This is a genomic window from Undibacterium pigrum, assembly GCF_003201815.1.
Classification (GTDB): domain Bacteria; phylum Pseudomonadota; class Gammaproteobacteria; order Burkholderiales; family Burkholderiaceae_D; genus Undibacterium; species Undibacterium pigrum.
In genome coordinates this window covers 66350-93169 of sequence record NZ_QJKB01000002.1, presented here as the reverse complement: position 1 = coordinate 93169, position 26820 = coordinate 66350, and the positions used below count along the sequence as shown (strand labels likewise).

The following is a 26820-nucleotide window of genomic DNA, read 5'->3' as shown; positions in this document are numbered from 1 at the left end:
GGGATAGCATGACGATAGCCGAACAGTTTCGCATCACGAAAGAATTTCAGGTCAAGGATGCAAATGCAAAGAAGAAGCCTTTAGGCACTGCTGGCGATGACAAGGATGGCGGAAAAGCGGCCGACAAACTGGCAACCTTGAAGCTGGCCGAAGAAATTTCTGACCTGCAAAATGTCTTGTACGCGGGTCATGAACGCAAGCTGCTGATCATCTTGCAGGGCATGGATACATCCGGCAAAGACGGCACAGTCAAGGGTGTGTTCGGGCAAATCAATCCCCTGGGCGCACGCACGGTTGCCTTCAAGGCTCCCAGCAACGATGAAAAGAACCATGATTACCTGTGGCGCATTCATAAAGAAGTGCCAGGCAAGGGGGAAGTCACCATCTTCAACCGCAGTCATTATGAAGATGTGCTGATTACCCGCGTTCATGAATGGATAGATCAGGCAGAGTGCAAGCGCCGCTATGCGCAAATCCGTGACTTTGAACGTATGCTGGCCGAAACCGGCACGGTGATCCTGAAATTCTTCCTGCACATTTCCAAGGCGGAACAAAAAGCCAGGCTGGAAGAGCGTCTGGCAGACCCTGAAAAGCACTGGAAGTTTGATACCCAGGATCTGGTAGAGCGCAAATACTGGGATGCTTATCAGGAAGCATATGAAGAGGCCTTGCTGGCAACGGACGCTGATCATGCCCCCTGGTATGCCGTACCGTCCGACTCCAAAACCCAGCGCAATCTGGTGATCGCCAGCATAGTGCAAGAAAAACTGCTGAGCCTGAAACTCAAATATCCACCTGGCAATCCTGAATACAGCAAACTCAAGGTGGAATGAGCTTCTAAGGTGATTTAAGGTGAAATTCAGCTACGGGCCAGAACTGATTGCCGCAGCCTTATACCCCTTGCTGGCCTGGCAGGGGCGGCGCACCCGTGCCGTGACACCGCGCCTGCCCGAAGCCAGTGACCAGGCATATGGGCTGTGGACTCATGCGAGTCGGCCTGTGGATAACTTCAGGGTGCTGGGCATAGGCGAGTCACCGGTGGCGGGTGTGGGCGTGGCTAATTATCAAGAAGCCATTACCGCACAACTGGCCAAAGCCCTGGCGGGCAAGCTGGATACGGCTGTGGCATGGCAGGCGCTGGGACAAAACGGCGCTCGCCTGTCATGGGCCAGGCAGGCCTTGCCAGCATTTCGTCAGGCACAAGGCCATGACTCACCAGCCTGGGATTTGATTTTGCTCGCTTTTGGTGTCAATGATACAACCAGTTTTTGCCCGGTCAACAGTTACCGGGCAGAGTTGCAAAGCTTGCTGGATGAGTTGCTGTTGATGCTAAAAACAACTGGTCTTATTGTTCTGGCTGGCGTGCCGCCGATGCAGGTTTTCCCCGCCTTGCCAGCTCCTTTGCGTCAGGTTTTGGGCATGAAAGCGCATGCTCTCGATCAAATAAACCGTGAAATGGCCGCAACCAGACCCCGGGTTTTGCATTTGCCGTTTACCGCAAATCTTCAAGATGTACGCCAGATGGCCGAAGATGGCTACCATCCGTCAGCACTTGGCGTCAGTATTTGGGCAGAAGAATTAGCGAAAACATTTCTGCAAAATCGTCAAGAAAAATAATACTGGTATGGTACTTATGCACAATTTATCTTGCGCGCGATTTATGCACAAAAACTGATAATTATCAAAAGACGGTAATCACTGTCAATGAAATCAATGACTTACGTAATATTCCTGTTAACCGGATTTAAAATAAATCAGTAAACTGCCATTCTGTCATTTCTATCCACAAAGTTATCCACAGTTTATTACTGGAAATTCTGCTGAAAATTGCGCCACTTGTTGCAGATCAGATGCCTATCCTGCGCGCATAGGCGATAATGTCGCTTATACAGCAATAGCCTGCGTAGTTTGACCATGTCAGTAGATAAGCAGATGCGCGCAGCGTCACCGAAAGCACTTATGTCCATGAATTTTGCACCGCTCAAAAATGATACCTTCCTGAGAGCCTTGTTGCGCCAGGAAACTGATTACACACCGCTTTGGCTGATGCGTCAGGCTGGCCGTTATTTGCCAGAATACCGTGCCACCCGCAAAGGTGCAGGTTCTTTCCTGAGCCTGGCCAAGAACCCAGGCTTTGCGACTGAAGTGACTTTGCAGCCTATAGACCGCTATGGCCTCGATGCTGCCATCCTGTTCTCTGATATTTTGACTGTGCCGGATGCCATGGGCCTGGGTCTGTACTTTGAAGAAGGCGAAGGCCCGAAGTTTGAGCGCCCGTTAAAAGATGAAAAAGATGTCATGGCACTCAAAGTGCCAGAAGCAGGCAGCCTGCAATATGTATTTGATGCTGTAACGCAAATACGCACTGCTTTGGATGGCCGCGTACCGTTGATCGGTTTTTCCGGCAGCCCATGGACACTGGCCTGTTATATGGTGGAAGGCCAGGGTTCGCGAGATTTCCATACCGTCAAGAGCATGATGTACAAGCGCCCAGACCTCATGCATCACATTTTGCGCACCAATGCCGATGCAGTCGCTACTTATCTGAATGCGCAAATCGATGCCGGTGCCCAGGCCGTGATGATCTTTGATAGCTGGGGTGGGGCGCTGGCAGACGGGGCTTATCAAGAGTTCTCGCTATCTTATATGCGCGATATCGTCAGCCAGTTGCAAAAAGAAAAAGATGGCAAGCGTATTCCTGCCATTGTCTTCACCAAGGGTGGCGGCTTGTGGCTGGAACAACTGGCGGACATAGGTGCTGATGCCCTGGGACTGGACTGGACCATGAATTTGGGTCAGGCACGTGCCAAGGTTGGCGACAAGGTGGCTTTGCAGGGTAATCTTGATCCGGCAGTACTGTTTGCTGAGCCAGAACAAATCCGCAAGCAGGTGATTGCTGCGCTGGATAGTTATGGCAAGCCAGCGGCTGGTCATGGTCATGTATTTAATCTGGGTCATGGCATTTCGCAATTTACCCCGCTTGAGTCGGTCAGCGTGCTGGTAGAAACAGTGCATGAATACAGCCGCAAGCAACGTCAGTCTGTCTAAAACAACATGTTTCATTGCCAGTCTGTTAGTACAGACTGGCTCCACAGGCAGTATTGTTGTCAGTGTGATGGCTCAAGTCTGTATATTCAGGCACTGATAAAACAACAAGTGGCTGAGATGCTTGTCTTTGCGTCATGTTGCTGTGCAAAACATAGCACTGGCGTGCTTTTCCAGCCTGAAAGCTGTGGAAAACCAATAGAGACGCGGCAGAAAAATTTTGCATTTCTATGCACATTTTCTGTCACTTATGCACAAAATCGGGGCGACAAAAAATATTTTCAAAAATATTTTTTTGTCTTCCAGCATTTTTTCTAAGTCATTGATTTTAAAAGACTAAATTCTAGGCTCTGAGATAGGGCAATCTGTGGAAACCCACGTAAACGCTAGCGAAAACCGATGTCAATAGATCTTTCTCCACAAAGTTATCCACAGAAACTGTGGATATGTCAAAAAGCCTTATGAAATCAATAGTTAGCGGTGATTTCCATGCTTTGCGCTAGATCGTGAAACAAGTTTATCTGCGCGTTGCCCTCGATACCCCTCTTGACAGCACCTTCGATTATCGGTGGGCGGCACAGGAAGAGGGTGGGGCTGTTGCCGACTTGCCCCAGGTTGGACAACTGGTGGCTCTGCCGTTTGGTCGCCAGGAAGTCGTCGGCCTGATCATGGACGTGGTGAGCGAGACACAAGTCCCGCCCGCCAAGCTGCGCGACGCCATCGCCGTCAGGCATGAGCTGCCAGCCATGAACAAAGAATGGCTGGCACTATGCCAGTTTGCCGCCGAGTATTACCAGCGCCCCATAGGTGAGGTGGCTGTACCCGCCTTGCCCAAGAACCTCAAAGCCATCAAGACAGTATCCCTGCAGCGTGCCATCAAGAAACTGGCCAAATTGCCTGAGCAAGCCGATGTCAGCCCGCTGGGTGAACCGCAATTGAATCCTGAGCAACAGGCCGCGGTGGATGCAGTTGCCAACGCCGAGGGCTATGCCCCGCATCTCTTGTTTGGTGTGACTGGCAGCGGCAAGACCGAAGTGTATTTGCAGACTGCCACAAAAATACTGGCAAAAAACCCGGATGCCCAGATACTGATCCTGGTGCCAGAAATTAACCTGACACCACAGCTTGAATCGCATATCCGCGCACGTTTCCCTGGCCTGATGCTATCTACCTTGCATAGCGGCATGGCCGAAGGTGAGCGCATGTTGCACTGGCTGGCTGCACATACCGGTCGTGCCCGCATCGTGCTCGGTACACGCCTGGCCATGATGGCATCCCTGCCCAGGCTGAAGCTGATCATCATCGATGAAGAGCATGACCCATCCTACAAGCAGCAGGAAGGCCTGCGTTATTCCGCGCGTGATCTTGCCGTGTGGCGGGCGCGCCAGCTCTCGATACCCATCTTGCTGGGTTCTGCCACGCCCTCGCTGGAAAGCTGGCAGGGGGCACAGACTGGCCGTTATCGCCTGCTGGAATTGCGTGAGCGCGCTGTCCAGCACGCCGTCCTGCCCATCATACGTATCATCAACCTGGAAAGAGAAAAACCCAGCGAAGGCCTGACGCAAAGATTGATAGGTGCGATCAAGCTACGTCTTGAGAAGGGTGAGCAATCACTCCTGTTCCTCAACCGGCGTGGTTATGCGCCGGTACTGGCCTGCGATGCCTGCGGCTGGATCAGCAACTGCACGCGCTGCACTGCCCATCTGGTCTTGCATAAAGGTGACCATAGATTGCGCTGCCATCACTGCGGTCTGGAGCAACGCATACCGCGCTCATGCCCGACTTGCGGCAATATTGACCTGCAACCCCTGGGTCGCGGCACCCAGCGCATGGAAGAAAGCCTGGCCCTGCTTTTCCCCGAGGCAAGAGTGTTTCGTATCGATGCCGACTCCACCCGCCTCAAAGGTAGCGCTGCCGCCGCCTTTGAACGTGTGCATGCCGGTGAAGTCGATATCCTGATAGGCACACAAATGGTGGCCAAGGGCCATGACTTCAAACGTCTGACCCTGGTGGCAGCGCTGAACCCGGATGCTGCCCTGTTCTCGCAAGACTACCGCGCCAGTGAACGCCTGTTTGCCCAGCTCATGCAGGTGGCAGGCCGGGCAGGGCGGGCGGCGCAAAAAGAAGGTGGCAATGCATCCGAGGTGCTGGTACAAACCCGCTACCCTGACCATCCGCTTTACCACGCGCTGATGTCACACAATTACCCTGACTTTGCCAAAGACTTGCTGGACGAACGCCAGCAAGCCCATATGCCACCCTTCATGTACCAGGCTTTATTGCGGGCAGAAGCCAGAGAGCTGGAAACTGCCATCGCCTTTTTGAAAGAAGCTGCGCTCTGTACAGAGCATCAGGGCATCATGATCAACGACCCCATCCCCATGACCATGACGCGGGTGGCTAACGTCGATAGGGCACAGTTGCTGGTCGAATCAGTCTCACGCCCGGCTCTGCAAGCCTTCGTCAAAGCCTGGATAGCCGATTTGCGCGCCATGAAAAGCCGGGTCAGATGGTCGGTCGAGATTGATCCTGTGGATATCTAAGTATTTGTCCACATGGGCCTGAGATTGGTGATCAGTTAAAATTGCTGTTCAGAAGATCATCAAACTCCATACAGCATCATGCCACTCAGCCCTTACCTGAACAGCTTTCCTGAAATATCCGAGAATTGCTACATCCACCCCAGTGCCCAGATCATTGGTGATGTACAAATCGGACCGGACAGTTCTATCTGGTGCAATGCCGTCTTGCGCGGCGATGTCAATCACATACGCTTAGGCCGTAGCAGCAATTTCCAGGACCTGGCCATGGGTCATGTTTCGCACAAGAATGCCAGCAAGCCTGCCGGTTCACCGCTCATCATCGGTGACTATGTGACGATCGCTCATTCTGTCATTCTGCATGGCTGCAATATAGGTGATGAATGCCTGATAGGCATGGGCAGCATCGTCATGGATGATGTCATTATCCACAAACATGTCATGCTGGGTGCTGGCAGCCTGGTGCCGCCGGGCAAGGTACTGGAAAGCGGCTATCTGTATGTAGGCCGCCCTGCAGTCAAAGTCCGCGCCCTGACGGCTGAAGAAATCAGCTATTTCAAATATTCGGCAGAACACTATGTGCGTATCAAGAATAATTACCTGGCCAGTGCTGTGGCGCAACCATCTGAATGAACTTGAAAACGTCTTTATGGTCTGAACCCGGCAAACTATTTTTGAAAGACTCCCAATCACCTAATCAACCAGGCACAAGGACAGGATGGCATGAACGCAACACAGGCTGGCGAATACTGGATCACCACAGATAAGGACAAGATCAATATCGACCTTGTCCATCAATTTTTGACGACTGAAAGTGGCTGGGCCACCGGTATTTCACGACCTGTGGTAGAGGAATCCCTGCGCAATTCCCTGTGTTTCAGTATCTTCCAACAAGAGCGCATGGTGGGCTTTTGCCGCATCATCACTGACATGGCCACCTTTGGTAACCTGGTCGATGTCTTTGTCGTGACCGACATGCGCGGCAAGGGCATTTCCAGATTGCTCATGGAAGAAGTCATGGCCCACCCGGTTGTCAGCAAGCTGCGCCGCTTTACCTTATCGACAAGCACTGCTGCCGGTCTATATGAAAAGTTTGGTTTCACGCCACTCAGCAAGCCTGAGAATTTCATGGAAGTGTACAAGCCCAGGATATACCTGGACTGAAACCACGGTGTTTTACTGAGCAGGCTGGTAATTCAGCTCACCGACATTGCTGGCCTCGAAATACATCATCATCTGCCGCTGGCTGCCTTTTTTGATCTCCGTCACCTTCTTGACGATCTGGTCCGAGCGTTTCACAGTGTCATGATATTGCGCCTCAATTTCATAGCGGCCTTCAGGTAAACCGAGAAATAGCCAGGGGCCGTCCAGTGTTACGTTCATTAACACCGCCTTGCTCTTTTCATCACGCACGATGATCTTGATATTCGCCAGATAAGCACCTGATTTTGTGGCGGCAGTACGCAGCCACAGCGTGTATTGCCCCGCCTGTTGCTGTAATTCTTCCCGTTCCGTACTGCCTATGCCACCTGATACACAGGCGATATCCTTATTCGAGCAATTGCTGCCTGCCGCCAGCGCTGGCAAACTCAGGCAGAGGGAAAGCGACAAGGGCAAGAGCATGGCCAGTTTTGCATATTTCACAGCAGTGTCCTCCAGAGTAAGGTGTTCAGGATAATGTCTGCTGCATGAGAGTGCTTGAGGTGAGTCAAAGTTGCAACATCTTGCATACCAGCACGCTGTTATGCTTGTCGGGCAGCATCAAACTGCGGCATATTAAAAGCGTAGATTTATCCACACCTTTATCCACATGCAGCAGAGATCCAGCTTCAACCCGACTTTCTTCTATCCAACATGTCTTTATTTCCACTAAAACCTGCCTTGGCCATCCTGCTGGCGCTTGCCTCGACTGTACCGGCCCGGGCATTGGAGTCTGCCCTGAGCCTGAAAGATGTTTATGCCAGGACGGTTGAACAGCAAGTCCAGCCAACGCCAGAAGACTTGCAAAATTATATAGACCAGATGATCAGTACGCTGGTCAGCAACAATATCAGTAATCTGCCATCCCAATATATTCTGCTGGTGGACCGCAATCCCAAAGTACAGGTTGCCATGTTGTTCTGGCTGGACCAGCAAGGGCAGTACCAGCTTATCGGCGCCTCACCTGTATCGACAGGGCGTTCCCCCGGTTTTGAGCATTTTGAAACACCCACAGGTGTATATGCCCATAGCCTGGCCAATCTGGATTACCGTGCAGAAGGCAGCAAGAACAGCAAAGGCGTACGCGGCTATGGCATCAAAGGGCGGCGCGTGTTTGATTTTGGCTGGCAAAAAGCCAAAAAAGGCTGGGGCGACAAAATCATCGCCGACATGCGCATGCAAATGCATGCCACTGACCCCGGCCTGCTTGAGTCACGTTTGGGCACGGTGCAATCCAAGGGCTGTGTGCGCATACCCGGCACGCTGAATTTCCTGCTGGACCGTTACGCTGTCCTGGATGCCGATTATCTGCAGGCAGTAGCAGAAGGGAAAAAATTCTGGGTACTGGATAAAAACCGTGAAGACAATCCCTGGGCAGGGCGTTACATGGTCATCGTCGACAGTGGCAAAGAGCAAAAGCCTGAATGGGCAGCCTATATACCTGCACCAGCGCCCACAGCACGCAAACAGGTCAAACCTGCCTGAGTATGGTTTTCTATGATTTTCAGAAAATAATGGGGAACCCGGAAATCGACTAAGATGTCTTTATCAAGGCCTTTATCTCATTTCAGGGAAACCCCATGTCCATAGAAACCTGGTTATTGTATGTCGTTGCCGTTCTTGTATTAACGATCACCCCCGGTCCTGCCGTCTTGATGTGTATTACCAATAGCATCAATTTCGGTGCCCGCATGACCCTGTTCCCGGCATTGGGAAATATCACCTCCCTCATTGCCATCATGACCTGTTCGGCAATAGGCATAGGCGCCATCCTGGCGACGTCGGCGCTGGTGTTTACCGTCATCAAATACCTGGGTGTGGCCTATCTCCTGTATCTGGGTATCAGCAGCTTGCGGGCCAAAAGCAGTGATTTTGTCTTGCCAGCAGAGACCGATATGCGCGGTACCCGTCTGCGCCTGTATGTCAAAGGCATGCTGGTCGGCATCAGCAATCCCAAGGCCTTGTTGTTTTTTACCGCCTTCTTCCCGCAATTTATCAATCCGGCTGCCGCCAAACTGCCGCAATTTTTGGTCTTGTGCAGCACCTTTGTATTTTTTGAATTCAGTGTCCTCATGCTGTACGCCGTGTTTGCCGAACGCATGGGGCCGTGGCTGCGCTCCAGGGGCAAGGCAAAAATGTTCAACCAGCTTTCTGGTGGCGTATTTGTTGCGGCGGCGGGTCTGCTGGCAACCGTGAAAAAGGCGAATGACTAAGGAGCAAGATCATGTCACATGCAGACGCTTATAGTGAAAACGGGTTTTGGGACAAGCTCAAGAAATATGCCCGGACGGCAGGTAGTGAAATCGTAGAAAAAGTGCTCTGTCTGTATTATGCGGCGCAAAGGCCAGAGACTCCAGCCTGGGCCAAGACAGTCATATTTGGCGCATTGGGATATTTCATTTTCCCTCTCGATGCCGTGCCGGATGTCTTGCCTGTGGTTGGTTATACAGATGATCTTGGTGTGATTGCCGGGGCGCTGGTGACGGTCAGTCTGTATATTACAGACGAAGTGAAGCAGAGTGCACGGGATAGAATGAAGGCATGGTTTGGGCAGAAATCTGACTAAAGTACATTCACTTTTTACAGCCAGTTTTTTAGCTCAATCTCAGCTCAAAAAACGCACAAAAACCGACAAAAAAAGATCTGGCGCTTGCAAATCTATGTATGATTTGCAACTTATTTAATCCGCCGGGCTTGCGCATGTACACCTCCACTTTTACTTTCAAGAAGAAGCAATACGACGACGCTTTTTATGCGCTTGATGATCAGATCGTCGCTCTGGCCAAGTCCATACCAGGCTATCTCGGTGAAGAGACCTGGGAAAATGCAGTGACCGGGCAGGTTTCCAATGTGTATTACTGGGATAGCCTGGAAGCCCTGCAGTCCTTGATCAACAACCCCATCCACCAGCAAGCCAAGGCGGCGCAGGCAAAATGGCTGGATGGCTATCAGGTCATCGTGGCAGAAGTGTTACGCACTTATGGTGATGGCAATTTGCCGCATCCTTGCGTGAGCGTAGCGCCGCATACCGCAAATTAAAACTTCGATGAAGATACAACTGAGAGAAGTAGATATCCATAATTTTGATGAGGTAATCAATTTACCCTTGTTGCCTCATCAGGAAAATTATCTGGCCAGTAATGCTTATTCTCTGGCGCAGTCCAAATACGATATTTACTACAGACCACGCGCCATTTATGCAGATGATCAATTGACGGGTTTTTTGATGTACAAGAGCATGGATGATGAAAATCGCCCCAGGGAATATGCCATACACCGCTTCATGATCGATCATCGCCAACAGGGCAAAGGCATAGGGCGGCAAGCCTTGCAACTGGCAATTGAGGAAATACGTCAGGACCTGCAGGCAGAACGCATCACCATTTGCTATCTGCCGGAAAACCCGGTCGCCAAAGATTTTTATGCCAGTGTTGGATTTGTAGAAACAGGTGTGGATGAAGAGGGTGAGATGAATGCAGAGATAGTCCTGAACGCTGCACTGGAAAAATGAACTCCCCGCTGCGCAAAGCCAATTGTCTTATCTTTGATTGCGATGGCACGCTGGTCAATAGCGAAGGTTTGTGCAATCTGGGTTTGCAAAAAGAATTGCAACATTATGGCGTACAGGCAGATCTTGCTGATCTGACGCAGCGTTTTCGTGGCCGCAAGCTGGCAGATATCTGTAGTGCCTTGTCGCAGCAATATGGCCTGGAACTGGATGAGGATTTTATCCACAGCTACCGGCGTACAGTAGCTCTTTTATTCGATGCATCTTTGCAGGCTTTTCCCGGCGTCATAGAAGTTTTGCAGCAACTGGATTTACCCATGTGCGTGGCATCTGCCGGGCCGCCGCACAAAATCCGCAAAGCGCTGAGCCTGACTGGGCTGAGCCGGTTTTTTGGTGAACGTATCTACAGTTCATACGATATTTCTTCCTGGAAGCCCGCGCCTGATCTGTTTTTGCATGCGGCAAGGCAAATGGGATTTGCGCCAGCAGATTGCATCGTGATTGAAGACAGCGAGATCGGCATACAGGCAGCGATCGCGGCGGGCATGCAAGCCTGCTGGTTTGGTGCTGCGGCACAAGTGGCTACTTATCCACAAGTACCACGATTTTCTTCCATGTATGAGTTACCATGCTTATTGCAGTGTTCACAAACCTTCCCTTGAAAGTAGCTGCTGATGAAAACCAGCCTCAACTTAATCCTGATCACTGCCTTGTTCAGCACTGCGCCCATGGTCCATGCAGGCAAACAGGATGAGCAGGCATTGATGGCGGGAGTGCAGGGTTTCTATGGCTGGGTGCTCAAGAATGGCAAGCAGGTTTCTGCCTTGCAGCCTGCTATCAAGGACATCCCGGGCAGCAAAAAATTCCAGCTCGATACTAAAAACCTCAAGGCTTTCAGTGGCAAATTCATGGCCAGTGGTTATTTTGCAGCAGACTTCCCGGCGGCGCTGGAGCGTTATTATGGAAAATACCAGCAACAGTTCCAGGCTTATACCGATGCCGAGTTTGCTCAGATGGCCCAGGATGGCCGTGGCCCCCTGATGGATACGGAAGACATGGACATTTTCTTTTGTGCTCAGGAATATGAGTACAAGCCTTCTTTTATCAGGAAAATCAAGGCCAAGTCCATCAAGCTCGATGGCGACAAAGCCAGTGTGATCGTGGTCTCGCCCTATCAATGGGAAACTGAGTTCAAATTCGTCAAAGTGGGGCAACGCTGGCTGATCAATGGCTACTGCGTGTTTCAGTAAGTCTGCAGTCTGCTACATGCTATATTAGCTACTTCCGCATTTCTTTACATCCCAGCTATGAGTGGTCCAACTACAGTCCTGATCACGGGCGATGGCCTGGTAATCCTGTTGGCGGCGGCGGCCATACGTGCTGCCATGTCGGTGGCCCAGGCACATCACAACGCCGATCTGTTGCGCACACATCAGGATGCTGAGCAAACTGACTTGCAAGAGCGCCTGCAGCAAGCAGGCGTTCTGGGCAAACAAGCCCTGCAAGAGCAATTGCAAATCGCCGAGCAGGATTATGCCCAGTTGATTGCTCTGGCTGAAAAGATAGGCTGTAGCGCGCAAATCACCGCAAGCCAGCCTGTCCCGCCAGCCGGGACGGATGAACAGGAAATCATAGAATATCTGCGCAGCTTGCAGGCACTGGTGCATGAATTAAGGCCAGTCTTGTTGCAAGAGTCAGCCAGACGCGCTGACGCCCTGTCGGATGAAGGCGATGCCAATCTGGACGCCGCCAGTGCCGCAAGCTTGCCTCAAGACAGGCTGGCGCGTTTGTTGAAACGCATCGCTCACATAGAACAATTACCCGAACACATTGCGCAATTGGCAAGGGAGCTGGAAAAATCTTTGCCGGGTGCCCGCGCCGACATGCTGGCCAGCGAGCTGCGCCTGCAAATCCAGACTCTGCTGGAAGCCGAGAAAAAACGCCAGGTCGAACAAGCACAGGCCCTGATACTGGAACAGACCTTGAAAGACCTTGGTTACCAGGTAGAAGAAGTGTCGCATACCCTGTTTGTTGAAGGTGGCGTCGTGCATTTCCGCCGCGCCAGCTGGGACAAATACATGGTGCGCATGCGCATGGATAGCAAGACTGGGCAGGCCAATTTCAATGTCATCCGCTCTGTCAAACAGGGTGAAAATGAACGAAGTGTGCTTGACCATCTGGCAGAAGACCGCTGGTGCAGCGAATTCCCGGCGCTGATGGCAGCACTGGAAGCACGTGGCATACATATGCAGGTAACGCGACTATTGCAGGCAGGTGAATTGCCCGTGCAACTGGTCGTGGAGGATAAGCTGCCGCAATTTGCTGAAGAAGAGCAAATTGAAAGTCATAGCCAATTACAGTCGAAAAAATTGCCATGAATGTACCCGAAACCCGCTGGCTGCAAGACTTGCAGCGCCTGCTGCCTATACGATCACACTATGTGATTTCTGGTGCCATACGCGACAGTTTTTTACTGCCGCTGGCAGCTCAGGATGCATCCTCAGGCGGTGGCGGCGCTACCCTGGTGCCATTCAACCGCGCCTTGTGGGAATCGCTGAAACGTCTGGATTACAAGCTATTGCTGATCTATGACCCAGTGGATGGCCTGCGTGTTTATCCTGATGAAAGCGCACAGCGCGATCTGGCCACACGTTTATTTGATGTGAAACTGGCTGATGGTTGCCAGCAAATCAGTCTCGAAAGCCTGAGCAAGCTGATGAAGAAACTCAGCGCCGAAAGAGAAATGCGCTGCGCTCTGGTGCTGGATTTTGCTTCGCGTATTACCCGCAAGGCAGAACAACTGGGCGAGGCTGAACACCGTTTTTTTGTCGCCGCAGAAAAAATCTCACTGACGGCCAGCGCCATCGTCCCGCGCGAAGTTGGCGGTGCACCGCAATACAACCCCATACTCTGGCTGGTGAACCGTGCGCAAGATTTACCATCCTGGTTTACCCTGGATAGTGAAAGAGTCGCCAGCCTGGTCATCAGCAAGCCAGATTTTGAAATGCGCCAGGCGGCTGCTTTGCAACTGGCCCCCTTGTTCAATGGCTATGCGGACGCAGCTACTGCCGTGCGCACCCAGTTTGTCAAAAGTTTTACTGAAGGCACTGAGGGCATGTCCTTGTCTGCCCTGTCCGATATCACTGAACTGGCAGACCGACAGAAGCTGGGTATTGCAGATATAGAAGATGCAGTGCGCTGCTTCAAGATAGGTGCGCTGGACAACCCCTGGCGCAAGGATTACCTGCGCAAGAAAATACGCGATGGGCAAAGCTTTATCGAAGACCGCGTCAAGGGCCAGCATCCTGCCGTAGTCAAAACCCTGGATATACTCAAGCGTTCCGTCATGAGCCTGACGGGCGCGCAGGCACGTTCTGGCGGCAGCCGCCCGCGTGGCGTTTTATTTTTTGCCGGACCTACCGGTGTCGGTAAAACCGAGCTGGCCAAGACCCTGACGCAACTGGTGTTTGGTGATGAACGTGCCTACCTGCGTTTTGACATGAGCGAATTTGCTGAAGAACATACCAGCGCCCGCCTGCTCGGTGCTCCGCCTGGTTATGTGGGTTTTGATGCCGGTGGTGAACTCACCAACGCCGTCAGGCAAAAACCTTTTTCTGTCGTACTCTTCGATGAAATCGAAAAAGCCCATCCACGCATACTCGATAAATTCTTGCAGATACTCGAAGATGGCCGCCTCACCGATGGCCGCGGCGACACTGCCTATTTTTCAGAAACCATTCTGATTTTCACTTCCAATCTGGGTATCTATGTAGAAGATAACCAGGGTAACCGCAGCCAGAATGTGAAGCCTGGCGACAGTTATGAAACCGTGGAATTCAAGGTGCGCGAGGCCATAGGCAATTACTTCAAGTTCAAATTGTCACGGCCAGAATTATTGAATCGCATCGGTGACAATATCGTGGTCTTTGATTTTATTTCTGCTGAAGTCGCTGCAAAAATTTTTGATGGCATGTTGCGTAATGTGGCACGTCGCTTGCAAGAAGAACTCGGCCTGCAACTGGCCATGCCAGCGACGGTGCGCGATGAATTACTGGCACGCTGCATACGTGACCTCAGCAATGGTGGCCGCGGTGTCGGCAACCAGCTGGAATCGAATTTCATCAATCCTCTGTCGCGTGCCCTGTTTGAGCAAGAGCTGGAAGGCAAGCAGCGTGTCAGCGTGACAGCAATTACCGAAGCCGATAAAGTCATCAGCCTGAGCCTGCAATTAGCATGAAGATTGCCATCAATAAAGCACATTTCCCCGTGACCGTACTGGGGCCGGGGCGGCGCATAGGCATATGGGTACAGGGTTGCAGCATAGGCTGCAAGGGCTGTGTCTCGCAAGATACCTGGGCCAGGGATGGCAGCAAGGAAATGACAGTGGCGGGTTTGCTGAGCTGGTGCCGCGAAGTCAGTGCCGGGCTATTTGATGGCATCACCATCTCAGGCGGCGAACCATTCGAGCAGCCCAAGGCCCTGCATGCCTTGCTCGATGGTCTGCATCACTGGCGCAGCAGTACAGGAATGGATTTTGACATACTCTGCTATAGCGGTTATCCACTGGCTACCCTGCAAAAAAAACATGCAGACTTGCTGCAAAAACTTGATGCCCTGATCCCCGAGCCTTTTATCGTGAGCAAGCCCTTGACCCAGGCCTGGCGTGGCTCAGCCAATCAGCCGCTGGTGCTCTTGTCAGACCGTGCCAGGGCGCGTATGCAGACCTATGTTGATGCTCCCATAGATGAACAGGACAAGCGCATACAGACCATGATAGACGGCCAGCGTGTCTGGTATGTAGGCATACCAGGGCGCGGTGACATGCAGGCGCTGGAACAATTATGCGCCAGCCGCGGTTTGACTTTTGATAGCGTCAGCTGGAGACCCTGAGTGAGTCAGACCTACATACGCCGCTGCCCTGCATGTGAAACCGAAAACGCGCCTGAAGTCATGCGCTGCGTTTGTGGCACCTTGCTGTCCGGTGTGGACTTGATGGAAAAGCGCGAACAGGCAGAACCTGAAGTTGAAGTAAAGCTGTCAACAGCCACAGCAACAGAGCTAATTTGCAGTTATGAAGACTGCGAACAAAGTAATCCTCCAGACAGTGAACTATGCCTGTATTGCAATCGCCCGCTGATCAAGGAACCTGCTGCAGCAACACCAGACAGCAGCCAGATTCACAGCTTGCTGTCACTGCCGCAAGCCCTGCGAGATCGCTACAAGATATTGCATCACCTGCCCACCCTGGGTGCAGAGGCCGAGTTGTTGCTGGTGGAAGAAAATACAAGCGCCATACAGCGTGTCGCCAAGATATATCGCCACGGCATACATGGTAAATCTGAAGTCAGGGAAAGGCTGCAAACAGTAGCAGCCGAGCACCGCGTCATTGTGCTGGAAGCAGGTGTGTCTGATGGTCACGCCTATGAACTCATGGAATATTGTGAGCTTGGTTCCTTAAGAAAAATCACGCAGGGCAAGCGGCCAGATTTTGCCATGCTGGAAAACATAGTGCGTGAGCTGGCAGCCGCTATCGCCAGTGTGCATAAGGCCGGACTTATCCACCGTGATCTCAAGCCAGAAAATATCCTGGTGCGCACGCTGCAACCGCTGGATTTGATACTCACTGACTTCGGTATTTCATCCGTGCTGGATGCCACGCAAAGGCTGACTGGCACAGCACGCACCTTGCCCTATGCCTCACCAGAAAGCCTGTCTGGCGTCATTGATGCCAAGGCAGATTATTGGGCACTGGGCATGATCATGCTGGAACTGGCTCTGGGCCAGCATCCATTTGCCGGTTTGTCAGAAGCCGTGATCCTGCACCACCTGACCACGCGTGAGCTGGAACTCAATGCCGTATCCGATACCTACCTGCGCAAACTGCTGCGTGGCCTGCTCTTGCGGGACCCTAAAAAACGCTGGGGCGATGAACAGATCATGCGCTGGCTGGCGCGCGATGCCAGCTTGCCAGAGGCCGTGGAAACCATGGCCATGGGCGGTTTTCGCGAGCCCTATCATATAGGGCCATATCTGTGCCACACCCGCGAACAACTGGCAGTGGCATTGGCACGCAACTGGGATAATGGCGTCAGGGATATCTCGAATGCGCAATTGCTGGCCTGGTTTCGCGATGTGCAAAAAGACCAGAATGCGGTACGTGTCCTGCTCGATATGCGCCAGGATAAAAAGCTCTCGGTCGACGTGCAGCTATTACGCCTCATCCTGCATCTGGCCCCGGGCCTGCCGCCAGTCTGGCGTGGCGAAACCATAGAATTGCCTGCCATACTAGGCTATGCCAACCGTGCGCTGAAAGGAGACGAAGCCGCCAGCAGCTGGTTGAACCAGCTGTATAACTACGGTGTGCTGGAAGCCTATGCTGAAGCCGGTAACAAGGAAGTCGCCAGCATAGTGCAAAAGTGGCAGCATTGTTGCAAGCAAATCCAGCTCGCCTGGCAAGATGCTTTTGGCCTGGTGAAGGACTATGCCAGCAAAAATTTGCCGGGTGAGTATGCCAATATCGACAAACTCGTTTATGGTCTTGATCCCGACGAAACTGCGCCTCTGCATAAATTGCATGCGCGCATTCTGGCGCTGGCCTATGATGAACGGTGGCCGGAACGCCTGCGCAAACGCCTGGTCATCGCCTATGCTGGCCTGAAAGCTTATTGTCCCTGGCTGGCTGCGCTTGGTGAGATAGAGCAAATGCCTGTAGCCTCGTTGCTGGTGCTGGAAGCCCTGTTGCCCGAAGCACAAAAAGCCGTGGAACGCCAGCAAAAAGCCGAGGCTTGGCAACGCACCGCTGACCAGGATGCGGCAGCGGCCATGAAGCAGGAAATTTTACGCAGCATCAAAGCCATACGCGTAGCAGCTACTGACAGCCTCTTGTCTACCGCCGCCGCAGATGATCTCTACAGGACACTGGATGACTACCATGATTTGCTGGAAAAGTTGCGCGCTTCGGCCAGTACAGAAACAGCGTGGCAGGACGCCAAAAAAGCAGCATTGAGAGTTGAGCACACTGTCAGAAAAATCTCGCAGTTGCTGGATAAGCTGGCTGCCAGGCGTATTGAAAACCAGGGCTGGGTAGGGCGTGAAGTGCAGATTTTTGTTGCCATCGCCGTGCTGGGCGTGCCATTGTTTTTCCCTCAGGTGAATTTTTACTGGATACCTGGCTTGATTGCGGCAGTCGCTGTCTGGCGCTTCCTGCCAAATTTTCTGACCATGCGCAAAATCCGTGAGCTGGGCAGGCAATTATGAATTTTCAAATATCTGATATTTCTCGCAAACATCTGAGATAGTTGTTTGCATCAAAAAAAGGAGCCAGACAAATGTCGCCGATTTTTACGAAAATGAATTTGAAAGAGCAAAAACGGCTCCTGATAGTCAATGCGCCAGCATCTTTCCAGCCTGTCATTGATGAACTGCTTGCTGAATCAGATGTAGAGATTTTTCAGGATATCAAGAAATGCAAACGCTGCGAATTTGCCCTGGCGTTTGTCAGCAAGCAAGATGAGCTGGACAAGATCAGTGCTGCCTTGCTGACAAAAATCGAGGGAGACGCCTTATTGTGGTTTGCTTATCCCAAAGGCACGTCGAAAAAGTATAAGTGTGAATTTAACCGCGATACTGGCTGGGATGTGATCAAGGCGGCGGGGTTTGATACGGTGAGGATGGTGGCGATAGATGAGGATTGGTCGGGGTTGAGGTTTAGGCATAGTGATTTTATTAAGAATTCTTCCAAGAAATCTGCTGGCTGATTTGGGGCTTGTGGTGCAAAAATGAGAGCGTTGAGATACTTACCTGGCTAGTCGGCCTTAAAGTCTGAAGGGAAATTATTAACGTCATTCCACCGGGCTGGCGCTCCAGCGTGCTTTTAGCTGGAATCCAGCGGCGTTCGACGCATACTGTTGGGTATATTAATTTCAGATTAGTCGTGTTTTGAACATCTGTTTTTGGAGTACGTTTACATGTAATTTAAGATTGCCGGTCGGGGGTAGCCCGACAGCTACTCACTTTTCTTGTCGTCGCCAAGAAAAGTAAGCAAAAGAAAGCGACCCAGGCGTAGCCGCCCCTGCGGGGTTCCCGTTTGTGCAGTACAAAAAATGGGAAATGCCCGAAACTCGCTGCGCTCAAACACGGGCATTTCTAATCCATTTTCTGTACCGCACAAACGGCGGCTACACATGGGAACGGCAGAAATTCAAAAGCAACCACAACGTCAAAAGCAACATCAATGTGACCTGCTAGGTATATCTTGCGTGTATTGCTTAGTCGTACCGATATACAAAAACCGTGATATCCCCCATTTACACCCCGGTCTGCGTTTTCGCCCGTACTGTCTATACTGAATACTGACAAGGCTTTCCAGCCTGTCAGGGTGTTGGTTTGGTGTTTTATATTTTTGCACGCAGATAAGCTACATCATTTTATGCATATAGATGTCAGCGCCGCGGATGCTAACCTCGCCCCATAAGAATTTCATACCGGAGCATTCATGTCTGACCCTATTCGTTTCTACTATCAAGGCCAAATCCAGCAAGTCAGCAATGCTGCGCCTACGCGTACGCTGTTGCAACATCTGCGGGAAGACTTGCATTGCACCGGCACCAAGGAAGGTTGTGCCGAGGGCGATTGCGGGGCCTGCACGGTCGTGGTTGGTGAAATGAAACATGGTCAGCTGGAATTGCAGTCGGTGAATTCCTGCATACAATTCCTGCCCACGCTTGATGGCAAAGCTGTGTTTACGGTAGAAGACTTGCAACAAAAGAATGGTGAACTGCATCCTGTGCAACAGGCACTGGTGGAATGCCATGGCTCGCAATGCGGCTTTTGTACACCGGGGTTTGCCATGTCGCTGTGGAGCCTGTACCTGAAAAAAGAAGGTGACAATGTTCCGCCCTGTCGCAAGGAGATAGACGAAACCCTGTCCGGCAATCTGTGCCGTTGCACAGGTTACCGCCCTATCATCGATGCCGCAAAGCGCATGGGGGAATTGCCTGCGGCGGAGTTTGATCGTGCGGCTGTTATTAGTGGCTTGCAAAGTCTGCAACGTGGTGAGATGTTCAGCTATACGGCTGATGACCAGACTTTCTATGCGCCGCGCACTTTGCAGCAACTGGCTGAGGTGCGTGAAGCCAACCCTAAGGCCACTATACTGGCAGGTTCCACTGATGTCGGTTTGTGGGTGACCAAGCAAATGCGTGAGCTGGGTAATATCATTTATGTGCGTGAAGTCGATGAGTTAAAACACATCAAGACTGTGGATGACATGCTGGAAATAGGTGCAGCCGTGTCCCTGAATGATGCCTATGGCGCAGTCTGCCAGCATTACCCGGATGAACTGACCGAGATGTGGCAGCGCTTTGCTTCGCAACCTATACGCAATACCGGCACGCTGGGTGGCAGTGTCGCCAATGGCTCGCCTATTGGTGATTCAGCACCATGGATGATAGCCCTGGGTGCTGAGATCGTCTTGCACAGCGTGCGCGGCCAGCGTGTGTTGTTACTGGAGAGTTTTTACCTCGACTATATGAAAAAGGATATGCAGCCCGGTGAATTTGTCGCTGCCGTGCGCATACCCTTGCCCAAAGTCGGGCAGCAATTCCGTACCTATAAACTCGCCAAGCGTTATGACCAGGATATCTCTGCCGTCTGTGCCGCTTTTGCAATCAGCCTCGATGGTGACATCGTGCGTGATGCGCATATCGCTTTTGGTGGCATGGCCGCCACCTCACGCCGCGCGCCGCTGGCAGAAGCAGCCTTGAATGGGCAAGCCTGGAATGAAGCAACGGTGAAAAATGCCATGGCCTTGTTGGCGCAGGATTACACACCGCTGACCGATATGCGTGCCAGCAATACCTACCGCATGCAGACAGCACAAAATCTCTTGCGCCGTTTCTGGCTGGAGACACGTATAGATGCGCCGTTGAAACTGCAAGCCATCAATGTCTTTGCCCCCGTCGCCGTCACAGCTTAAGCTCAGGAGAAAACATGAATACCCAAACTGAAGCTTTCCTGAACGACAAAAACCTCGCCAAAGACAACGCAGACTGGGCAGAGGTCGGCAAATCGCATCCGCATGAATCGGCTATCCTGCATGTGCTGGGTGAGGCGCGTTATACCGACGATATTCCTGAAGTGCAGGGCACCTTGCATGCAGCACTGGGGCTGTCGTCCAAGGCGCATGCGAATATTGTGTCCATGAATTTTGATGCAGTCAAAAGCGCACGTGGTGTCGTGGCGGTATATACCGCCAAGGATATTCCCGGCACCAATGATTGCGGCCCCATCATTCATGATGACCCTATCCTGTCAGAAGGCCTGGTGGAATATGTAGGCCAGCCCATCTTCATCGTCGTCGCTGATACGCATGACAATGCGCGCCGTGCCGTGCGCAAGGCCGAGATAGTCTATGAAGAATTAGCCGCGATACTGACACCGCAAGAAGCAAAAAAAGCCCAGTCCTTCGTCTTGCCGCCCATGCGTTTGCAGCGTGGTGATGCGCAGGCCGCATTCGAGCGTTCACCGCGCCGTGTCAAGGGTGAATTGTATGTAGGTGGGCAAGAACAGTTCTATCTCGAAGGCCAGATTTCTTACGCCATACCGAAGGAAGACCGTGGCATGTTGGTGCTGTGCTCTACCCAGCACCCCAGCGAAATGCAGCATGTGGTCGCCCACGCGCTTGGCGTGCACAGTCATAACATCGTGGTTGAATGCCGTCGCATGGGTGGTGGCTTTGGTGGCAAGGAATCGCAGTCTGCCTTGTGGGCAGCAGCGGCAGCGATTTCTGCCGTCCACCTGAAACGCCCAGTCAAACTGCGTGCTGACCGTGATGACGACATGATGGTGACAGGCAAACGCCATTGCTTCCATTATGATTATGAAGTCGGTTACGACGACGAAGGCCGCATCATTGCCGCCAGGGTAGAGATGGTGTCACGCGCCGGTTTCTCTGCCGATCTGTCAGCACCAGTAGCGACCCGTGCCGTCTGCCATTTCGATAATACTTACTACCTTGGCGATGTCGATATCCGCGCCATGTGCGGCAAAACCAATACCCAGTCGAATACTGCCTTCCGTGGCTTTGGTGGCCCGCAGGGTGCGATTGCGATTGAATACATCGTCGATAATATTGCCCGTGACTTGAACAAGGATGCGCTTGAAATACGCAAGATCAATTTCTATGGCCGCAATGATGAAGAGGGGCGCAACGTTACACAGTATGGCCAGAAGGTCGTTGATAACGTCATCCATGAACTGGTGGCAGAACTCGAAACCAGCAGTGAATACCAGCAACGCCGTGCTGACATCAAGGCTTTCAACGCCAGCAGCCCCGTCCTCAAAAAAGGTCTGGCGCTGACGCCGGTTAAATTTGGTATCGCCTTCAACGTCACTCATCTGAACCAGGCTGGTGCTTTGGTACACATCTATACCGATGGCTCGGTACTGGTCAACCATGGTGGTTGTGAAATGGGGCAGGGTGTCAATACCAAGGTCTGCCAGGTCGTCGCCCATGAGCTGGGCCTGAACCTGGACAAGGTGCGGGCTACCGCCACTGACACCAGCAAGGTCGCAAACACCTCGGCCACGGCTGCTTCGACGGGTGCAGATTTGAACGGCAAGGCTGCGCAAAATGCTGCGCATACCCTGCGCCAGCGCCTGGCTGAATTTGCAGTAAAAACTTATGGTGGCGAGCTGGCAGACATACGCTTTGCGGCTGGCCTGGTCAGTGTCAATGGGCTGGATATCCCGTTTGAAGCCCTGGTGCAAAAAGCCTATCTGGCGCGGGTGCAATTATGGTCTGACGGTTTTTATGCGACACCGGGTTTGCACTGGGACCCTAAAACCATGAGTGGTAATCCCTTCTCTTACTATGCCTATGGTGCTTCGGTGTCTGAAGTCATTGTCGATACCCTGACCGGTGAATGGAAACTCTTGCGTGCTGATGGGCTCTACGATGCCGGCAATTCTTTGAACCCCGCCATCGATATAGGCCAGGTGGAAGGTGCTTTCATACAGGGTATGGGCTGGCTGACGACAGAAGAATTATGGTGGAACAAGGGCGGCAAGCTGATGACGCATGCGCCTTCGACTTACAAGATACCGGCGATTTCTGATTGCCCTGAAGACTTCCGCGTCAGCCTGTTCAAGAACCGCAATGTGCAAGACAGCATACACAGGTCCAAAGCCGTCGGTGAGCCACCGCTGCTGTTGCCGTTTTCTGTTTTCTTTGCGATACGTGATGCGATTGCCAGCGTGGCAGATTACCGCTATAACCCGCCCCTGAATGCACCTGCAACCAGTGAAGCGATTTTGTCGGCCATCAATGGCGTAGCGGCCATGGCTGCGGCCAGCTAAGCTAAATTCAGACATAAAGTCAGACAAGCGAGTTCATCATGAAGCTTTGGTTAAATGCAATTGCCACACAAGCCGCCCCCAAGATACTGGTGACGGTTGCCACTGTATTGGGTTCCGGCCCGCGTGAGCCAGGTGCCAAGATGCTGGTCACGGCAGATGAATTATTCGACACCATAGGTGGCGGCCATCTGGAAATGAAGGCCACAGAAATCGCCCGCAGCATGCTGGCCATGCCGGAAAGCCAGCTTGCCGCCCAGCGCCGCTTTGAACGTTTCCCGTTAGGCCCCAGCCTGGGTCAATGCTGCGGCGGTGTCGTGCATCTGGCCTTTGAACGTGTGCAGGCTGATAGTCTGGCTTACTTGAATTGCCTGAACCAGCGCTGGCGTCTGGGACAGGATAGCTGGCGTTTGCTGGCGCTGGACAGTGCGCAAGAACCAAGCCTGTGCGATGCCAACGGTACACATTTGACAGGCTCTGCCTGGCCTGCGGGTTTGCCAGTGCAAATTGATACCAGTAATCCCTGTCAGGTCCTGACGGATGCAGCGGGCCAGCGCTGGCTGCTCGATTCCTGCCTCGCTTACCGCGCTCACCTGATGTTGTTTGGTGCTGGCCATGTTGGTGCAGCCATCGTTCGTGCCATGGCTGATTTGCCTTGCCGTATCACCTGGGTCGATGAACGCGAAGATATGTTTCCGACCAGGCTGGTAGCCAATGTCACGGTAGAAGCGACGGATACACCAGAAGCCCTGATTGCCAAAGCCGCTCCGGGAACATCCTTCCTCGTGCTCACGCATAGCCATGCACTGGACCAGAAACTGTCCGAGCATATCCTGCGCCTGCCAGATGTAGGCTGGTTTGGCCTCATAGGCTCGCAAACCAAGCGTGTACAGTTTGAGCGCCGCCTGCGTGAACGTGGCATACCGGCTACCCGCCTCAATGACATGGTCTGCCCCATAGGCTTGCCCGGCATACATGGCAAGCAACCGGCAGTGATTGCCGCCTCCGTCGCCGCCCAGCTCTTGCAGGTCTGGGAAGAGCATGACATCCATCAGCAAAAAGAACTCAGCCGAGTGCTTGCGCGCATAGGCTCTGATGTTTTTGCATCTAATACAGAAAGACAGGCAAGTGGACTGTAATAGTAAAAACGGAAGTGAAAGACGCTTGCCCGGCGATCAGGGCAAGGCGCAAAGCGCAGCGATAGTGAACTATCGCGAGCATTTGCAACGCAGCCATGATCGTCGCGCAAGTGGAAGGCACTCTGTTTTTTACTGTTACAGTTCACTATATGAGTGTCACTCGCTGGCTAAGCGTTAAACTCTCGCTGTTAGCGCTTAGCACCCACCAGATCAATGCGAATGTGACGCCAGACCGGCAGACTTGATGAACAAGTCGTGGTCTGGCTTGATTGCGCCTGCAAGACAGAATTCAGAAAGACCACGATGAGCAATATTTCAAGTAACACCAATCTGCAAGCTTACCGCGCCAGTGTGCTGCATTTCCAGCAAGACCCGGCCTTTCATGAACAGGCTTATGCCTGGCATGAAGATGGCCTGTTGATCGTTGATGGTGGCAAGATCGTCGCCGCAGGTGAATATGCGCAATTGCATGCCAGCCTGCCTGAGGGGGCAGAAGTCATCGATTACCGCGGCAAACTCATTGTGCCGGGTTTTATCGATACCCACATCCATTATCCCCAGACTGACATGATCGCCTCACCAGCACCCGGTTTGCTGCCCTGGCTGGAGACTTATACTTTCCCGACTGAACGCCAGTTTGCCGACATCAACCATAGTGCCCAGGTCGCGCATTTTTTCATTGATGAATTACTGCGCTGTGGCACCACCACGGCGATGGTGTATTGCACCGTCCATCCTGAATCCGTCGAAGCCTTCTTTGCCGAGAGTGAAGCACGCAATCTGCGTATGGTGGCGGGCAAGGTCCTGATGGACAGGAATTGTCCTGAATTCCTGCGCGATACTGCCGAGGGCGGCATACGCGACAGCGAAACCCTGATCAAGAAATGGCATAAACGTGGCCGCCAGTTATATGCAATCACACCGCGTTTTGCACCTACCTCTAGCGACGCACAAATGCAGCTGGCAGGTGAGTTGGCGCAAGCTTATCCCGATACCTTCTTGCAGACCCACGTCGCAGAAAATACCGATGAAGTTGCCTGGGTCAAATCACTGTATCCAAAAGCACGCAGCTATCTCGATGTGTATGACCAGTACGGCATGCTGCGCCCGCGTGCCATGTACGGCCATTGCATCTGGCTCGATGATGCTGACCGTGCGCGTATGGCAGAAACACAATCGGCAGTGGCGATGTGCCCGACATCCAATCTCTTCCTTGGCAGTGGCCTGTTCAATTTTGAACGTGCCGATGCCCAGCAAGTCAGCCTGTCACTGGCCACCGATGTCGGTGGCGGCACTTCATTTTCGATGTTGCGCACCATGAACGAAGCCTACAAGATGGCACGCCTGGGTGGTACTTACCTGCCTGCGCTGCGCATGTTTTACCTGGCAACCCTAGGTGGCGCACGCAGCATGCAGCTGGAAGGCACGATAGGTAATTTCGTCAAGGATGCAGAAGCTGATTTCATTGTGCTTGACCCGCAAGCCACGCCCTTGCTGGCACGGCGTACCGGACATACAGAGAGCCTTGATGAATTGCTGTTTGCCCTGGCTTTGCTGGGGGATGACCGCACAGTAGCTGCAACTTATGCAGCAGGCAAACTGGTACATCAGCGACAAGCCGGGCATAAGTGATTTATGATGGTGGGTATTGTTCAACAATGTCCAATACCTTTCAAGGAAAAACCATGCCCACCATCAATGTACAAATGTTTGAAGGCCGCACGCTCGAGCAAAAACGTGCCTTCGTCAAAGCCGTCACCGAAGCCAGTGCCCAAACCTTGGGTTGCTCCCTCGATGCTGTGGATATCATCATCCAGGAAATCAAGCGCGAAGACTGGGCTTCTGGCGGGACTTTGTGGTCGGATAAAAAGTAAGCCTGAATAAACTTAATCCACTTTCAATTTGCCCTTGATAATCGCCTGACTGGCTTCACGCAGTTTTTGCAGCACAGGCCGCTGGCGCAGGATATCGCAATCAGAATATGCCGCATCAGTGCTGATACCGGTCAGCGATACTGCTCCTTCCTTCAAACCATATTCTATTCTGGTTGCAGTTGATCCAGCCAAAATAGCCGCGACCGCCAGACTGATGGCAGTATCGCCATGCACCTGCATATTGTCGATAACCTTGCCCGCAGTCCTAGGGCACTGGTTGACATAACTGCCTATGGCGCGTGCCTTGCTGTTGCCTGCAAGCGCTTTGAATACCCCATTATTACTGCTGCCAGCGGCTGCATAAATCATATCCACGCCGTCCGCCAGCATGCTCTTCGCCAGTGCTTCGGCACGTGCTGTGTCATTGAAGGGCTGGCTGCCTTCTATCCAGACGATGTGGTTCAGGTCAGCATCCGGCCTGACTGATCTCGCTCCGGCGATGAAGGCATCGACAGGCTTTTGTTTTAGCGGTGTTTTCACTGCCCCGATGACACCTATCTTGCCGCTGACTGATACCAGCGCTGCCTCCATGCCCGCCAGATAACTGGCTTCGCTTTCACGAAAGCTGATGCACAAGAGATTGGGAGGTGGATTGCTGATGCACTGTTCCAGCATCACGAAACGCACATGGGGCGCAGTACGCGGCACGGTATCGAGCAATTCCCTGAATTCATACCCTATCATGACAATAATATTCGCCCCCAGCCTGATGGCATTTTCCAGTTGCTTTTGCCTGCCTGCACGGTCCGCCTGACTGGCCAGTGTAGTAGCCTGCATCTGGTACATCTGCGCTGCCTGCTTAATGCCATCGCTGCCTTGTTGCAGGTAGGGGTCATCATTTTCAGGGACTGGGCGTACGTAGAAAATCTTTTGTGCTTCTGCGGCAAATGCCAGCCTGGCTGTGAAGCCAGTACTTGCAGCGATGAACAGCAGAATGGTACAGATGAATTTGTACTTGTCTATACAGACTCGCATGGTCGTTCTCCAGATATTTTTACTGCTGGCTTCGGGGTCAGCATGAGGTTTTATCTTGGAGGAAAAAGATGGGTGATAAGGGTGTTGTCGGCAATAATGAATATGGATTTTTGGGGATAGGTGTA

General features: G+C 52.5%; 25 protein-coding genes. 23 read left to right on the top strand and 2 right to left on the bottom strand.

Going from position 1 to position 26820, the window contains the following annotated elements:
* Positions 1-8 precede the first annotated feature (8 nt).
* The 6 genes from DFR42_RS07445 (at position 9) to DFR42_RS07420 (ending at position 6749) form a co-directional block, all read left to right on the top strand.
* A complete protein-coding gene (locus DFR42_RS07445; protein WP_110254360.1) occupies positions 9-833 on the top strand; it encodes a PPK2 family polyphosphate kinase in 825 nt (274 codons plus the stop codon).
* A 19-nt stretch (positions 834-852) separates the two neighbouring features.
* Positions 853-1617: an SGNH/GDSL hydrolase family protein gene (locus DFR42_RS07440; RefSeq protein WP_110254359.1), complete on the top strand. Its 765-nt coding sequence runs from the start codon at positions 853-855 to the stop codon at positions 1615-1617.
* Positions 1618-1959: 342 nt separating this feature from the next.
* Positions 1960-3048, top strand: a complete 1089-nt coding sequence (hemE, locus tag DFR42_RS07435) for a uroporphyrinogen decarboxylase (protein WP_110254358.1) — start codon at positions 1960-1962, stop codon at positions 3046-3048.
* A gap of 503 nt (positions 3049-3551) precedes the next feature.
* Positions 3552-5588 (top strand): primosomal protein N', encoded by a 2037-nt coding sequence (locus DFR42_RS07430; RefSeq protein ID WP_110254357.1) that lies wholly within the window; start codon positions 3552-3554, stop codon positions 5586-5588.
* A 78-nt stretch (positions 5589-5666) separates the two neighbouring features.
* Complete coding sequence (locus DFR42_RS07425) at positions 5667-6218, top strand: gamma carbonic anhydrase family protein (RefSeq protein ID WP_110254356.1); 552 nt, start codon at positions 5667-5669, stop codon at positions 6216-6218.
* A 90-nt stretch (positions 6219-6308) separates the two neighbouring features.
* Positions 6309-6749: a GNAT family N-acetyltransferase gene (locus DFR42_RS07420; RefSeq protein ID WP_110254355.1), complete on the top strand. Its 441-nt coding sequence runs from the start codon at positions 6309-6311 to the stop codon at positions 6747-6749.
* A gap of 12 nt (positions 6750-6761) precedes the next feature.
* Here DFR42_RS07420 and DFR42_RS07415 read toward each other — a convergent pair whose 3' ends face one another.
* Positions 6762-7229, bottom strand: coding sequence for a hypothetical protein (locus DFR42_RS07415; RefSeq protein ID WP_110254354.1), 468 nt, complete (start codon positions 7227-7229; stop codon positions 6762-6764).
* 210 nt (positions 7230-7439) lie between these two features.
* On the opposite strand from DFR42_RS07415, the gene DFR42_RS07410 reads away from it, so the two are divergent.
* The 17 genes from DFR42_RS07410 (at position 7440) to DFR42_RS07330 (ending at position 25660) form a co-directional block, all read left to right on the top strand.
* Positions 7440-8270 carry a L,D-transpeptidase gene (locus DFR42_RS07410; RefSeq protein WP_110254353.1) on the top strand — a complete coding sequence of 277 codons (831 nt, stop codon included), beginning with the start codon at positions 7440-7442 and terminating at the stop codon, positions 8268-8270.
* A 95-nt stretch (positions 8271-8365) separates the two neighbouring features.
* The gene (locus tag DFR42_RS07405; protein ID WP_110254352.1) at positions 8366-8998 is read left to right on the top strand and encodes a LysE family translocator; all 633 of its coding nucleotides are present in this window, start codon (positions 8366-8368) and stop codon (positions 8996-8998) included.
* A gap of 11 nt (positions 8999-9009) precedes the next feature.
* The gene (locus DFR42_RS07400; protein ID WP_110254351.1) at positions 9010-9351 is read left to right on the top strand and encodes a YkvA family protein; all 342 of its coding nucleotides are present in this window, start codon (positions 9010-9012) and stop codon (positions 9349-9351) included.
* A 134-nt stretch (positions 9352-9485) separates the two neighbouring features.
* On the top strand, positions 9486-9824 hold the full coding sequence (locus DFR42_RS07395; protein ID WP_110254966.1) for an antibiotic biosynthesis monooxygenase family protein: 339 nt from the start codon (positions 9486-9488) through the stop codon (positions 9822-9824).
* 7 nt (positions 9825-9831) lie between these two features.
* Positions 9832-10296: a GNAT family N-acetyltransferase gene (locus DFR42_RS07390; RefSeq protein WP_110254350.1), complete on the top strand. Its 465-nt coding sequence runs from the start codon at positions 9832-9834 to the stop codon at positions 10294-10296.
* Positions 10293-10955: an HAD-IA family hydrolase gene (locus DFR42_RS07385; RefSeq protein ID WP_110254349.1), complete on the top strand. Its 663-nt coding sequence runs from the start codon at positions 10293-10295 to the stop codon at positions 10953-10955. The genes DFR42_RS07390 and DFR42_RS07385 overlap by 4 nt, the downstream gene beginning before the upstream one ends.
* Before the next feature lie 12 nt (positions 10956-10967).
* Positions 10968-11543, top strand: coding sequence for an immunoglobulin domain-containing protein (locus DFR42_RS07380; protein ID WP_110254348.1), 576 nt, complete (start codon positions 10968-10970; stop codon positions 11541-11543).
* A gap of 57 nt (positions 11544-11600) precedes the next feature.
* A complete protein-coding gene (locus DFR42_RS07375; RefSeq protein WP_110254347.1) occupies positions 11601-12671 on the top strand; it encodes a hypothetical protein in 1071 nt (356 codons plus the stop codon).
* Positions 12668-14530, top strand: coding sequence for an AAA family ATPase (locus DFR42_RS07370; protein WP_110254346.1), 1863 nt, complete (start codon positions 12668-12670; stop codon positions 14528-14530). The genes DFR42_RS07375 and DFR42_RS07370 overlap by 4 nt, the downstream gene beginning before the upstream one ends.
* Positions 14527-15183, top strand: a complete 657-nt coding sequence (locus tag DFR42_RS07365; RefSeq protein ID WP_110254345.1) for a 4Fe-4S single cluster domain-containing protein — start codon at positions 14527-14529, stop codon at positions 15181-15183. The genes DFR42_RS07370 and DFR42_RS07365 overlap by 4 nt, the downstream gene beginning before the upstream one ends.
* Positions 15184-17550, top strand: a complete 2367-nt coding sequence (locus DFR42_RS07360) for a protein kinase domain-containing protein (RefSeq protein ID WP_110254344.1) — start codon at positions 15184-15186, stop codon at positions 17548-17550.
* Positions 17551-17621: 71 nt separating this feature from the next.
* The gene (locus tag DFR42_RS07355; RefSeq protein WP_110254343.1) at positions 17622-18050 is read left to right on the top strand and encodes a hypothetical protein; all 429 of its coding nucleotides are present in this window, start codon (positions 17622-17624) and stop codon (positions 18048-18050) included.
* A 737-nt stretch (positions 18051-18787) separates the two neighbouring features.
* The gene (xdhA, locus tag DFR42_RS07350; RefSeq protein ID WP_110254342.1) at positions 18788-20269 is read left to right on the top strand and encodes a xanthine dehydrogenase small subunit; all 1482 of its coding nucleotides are present in this window, start codon (positions 18788-18790) and stop codon (positions 20267-20269) included.
* Positions 20270-20283: 14 nt separating this feature from the next.
* Entirely contained in the window at positions 20284-22650 is a 2367-nt protein-coding gene (gene xdhB, locus DFR42_RS07345; protein WP_110254341.1) for a xanthine dehydrogenase molybdopterin binding subunit, read from the top strand.
* Positions 22651-22688: 38 nt separating this feature from the next.
* A complete protein-coding gene (xdhC, locus tag DFR42_RS07340; RefSeq protein WP_110254340.1) occupies positions 22689-23786 on the top strand; it encodes a xanthine dehydrogenase accessory protein XdhC in 1098 nt (365 codons plus the stop codon).
* A gap of 303 nt (positions 23787-24089) precedes the next feature.
* Positions 24090-25418 carry a guanine deaminase gene (guaD, locus tag DFR42_RS07335; protein WP_110254339.1) on the top strand — a complete coding sequence of 443 codons (1329 nt, stop codon included), beginning with the start codon at positions 24090-24092 and terminating at the stop codon, positions 25416-25418.
* Between the two features lie 53 nt (positions 25419-25471).
* On the top strand, positions 25472-25660 hold the full coding sequence (locus tag DFR42_RS07330; protein ID WP_110254338.1) for a 4-oxalocrotonate tautomerase: 189 nt from the start codon (positions 25472-25474) through the stop codon (positions 25658-25660).
* A 12-nt stretch (positions 25661-25672) separates the two neighbouring features.
* Here DFR42_RS07330 and DFR42_RS07325 read toward each other — a convergent pair whose 3' ends face one another.
* Positions 25673-26695 carry a BMP family ABC transporter substrate-binding protein gene (locus DFR42_RS07325; protein ID WP_110254337.1) on the bottom strand — a complete coding sequence of 341 codons (1023 nt, stop codon included), beginning with the start codon at positions 26693-26695 and terminating at the stop codon, positions 25673-25675.
* Between the last annotated feature and the right edge of the window lie 125 nt (positions 26696-26820).

Coding starts and splice junctions, on each gene's coding strand:
- DFR42_RS07385 (WP_110254349.1), top strand. CDS start 10,293: ATGAACTCCCCGCTGCGCAAAGCCAATTGTCTTATCTTTGATTGCGAT.
- DFR42_RS07370 (WP_110254346.1), top strand. CDS start 12,668: ATGAATGTACCCGAAACCCGCTGGCTGCAAGACTTGCAGCGCCTGCTG.
- guaD (WP_110254339.1), top strand. CDS start 24,090: ATGAGCAATATTTCAAGTAACACCAATCTGCAAGCTTACCGCGCCAGT.
- xdhC (WP_110254340.1), top strand. CDS start 22,689: ATGAAGCTTTGGTTAAATGCAATTGCCACACAAGCCGCCCCCAAGATA.
- DFR42_RS07445 (WP_110254360.1), top strand. CDS start 9: ATGACGATAGCCGAACAGTTTCGCATCACGAAAGAATTTCAGGTCAAG.
- DFR42_RS07365 (WP_110254345.1), top strand. CDS start 14,527: ATGAAGATTGCCATCAATAAAGCACATTTCCCCGTGACCGTACTGGGG.
- xdhA (WP_110254342.1), top strand. CDS start 18,788: ATGTCTGACCCTATTCGTTTCTACTATCAAGGCCAAATCCAGCAAGTC.
- DFR42_RS07400 (WP_110254351.1), top strand. CDS start 9,010: ATGTCACATGCAGACGCTTATAGTGAAAACGGGTTTTGGGACAAGCTC.
- DFR42_RS07405 (WP_110254352.1), top strand. CDS start 8,366: ATGTCCATAGAAACCTGGTTATTGTATGTCGTTGCCGTTCTTGTATTA.
- DFR42_RS07420 (WP_110254355.1), top strand. CDS start 6,309: ATGAACGCAACACAGGCTGGCGAATACTGGATCACCACAGATAAGGAC.
- DFR42_RS07395 (WP_110254966.1), top strand. CDS start 9,486: ATGTACACCTCCACTTTTACTTTCAAGAAGAAGCAATACGACGACGCT.
- DFR42_RS07325 (WP_110254337.1), bottom strand. CDS start 26,695: ATGCGAGTCTGTATAGACAAGTACAAATTCATCTGTACCATTCTGCTG.
- DFR42_RS07375 (WP_110254347.1), top strand. CDS start 11,601: ATGAGTGGTCCAACTACAGTCCTGATCACGGGCGATGGCCTGGTAATC.
- hemE (WP_110254358.1), top strand. CDS start 1,960: ATGTCCATGAATTTTGCACCGCTCAAAAATGATACCTTCCTGAGAGCC.
- DFR42_RS07390 (WP_110254350.1), top strand. CDS start 9,832: ATGAAGATACAACTGAGAGAAGTAGATATCCATAATTTTGATGAGGTA.
- DFR42_RS07355 (WP_110254343.1), top strand. CDS start 17,622: ATGTCGCCGATTTTTACGAAAATGAATTTGAAAGAGCAAAAACGGCTC.
- DFR42_RS07425 (WP_110254356.1), top strand. CDS start 5,667: ATGCCACTCAGCCCTTACCTGAACAGCTTTCCTGAAATATCCGAGAAT.
- xdhB (WP_110254341.1), top strand. CDS start 20,284: ATGAATACCCAAACTGAAGCTTTCCTGAACGACAAAAACCTCGCCAAA.
- DFR42_RS07410 (WP_110254353.1), top strand. CDS start 7,440: ATGTCTTTATTTCCACTAAAACCTGCCTTGGCCATCCTGCTGGCGCTT.
- DFR42_RS07330 (WP_110254338.1), top strand. CDS start 25,472: ATGCCCACCATCAATGTACAAATGTTTGAAGGCCGCACGCTCGAGCAA.
- DFR42_RS07380 (WP_110254348.1), top strand. CDS start 10,968: ATGAAAACCAGCCTCAACTTAATCCTGATCACTGCCTTGTTCAGCACT.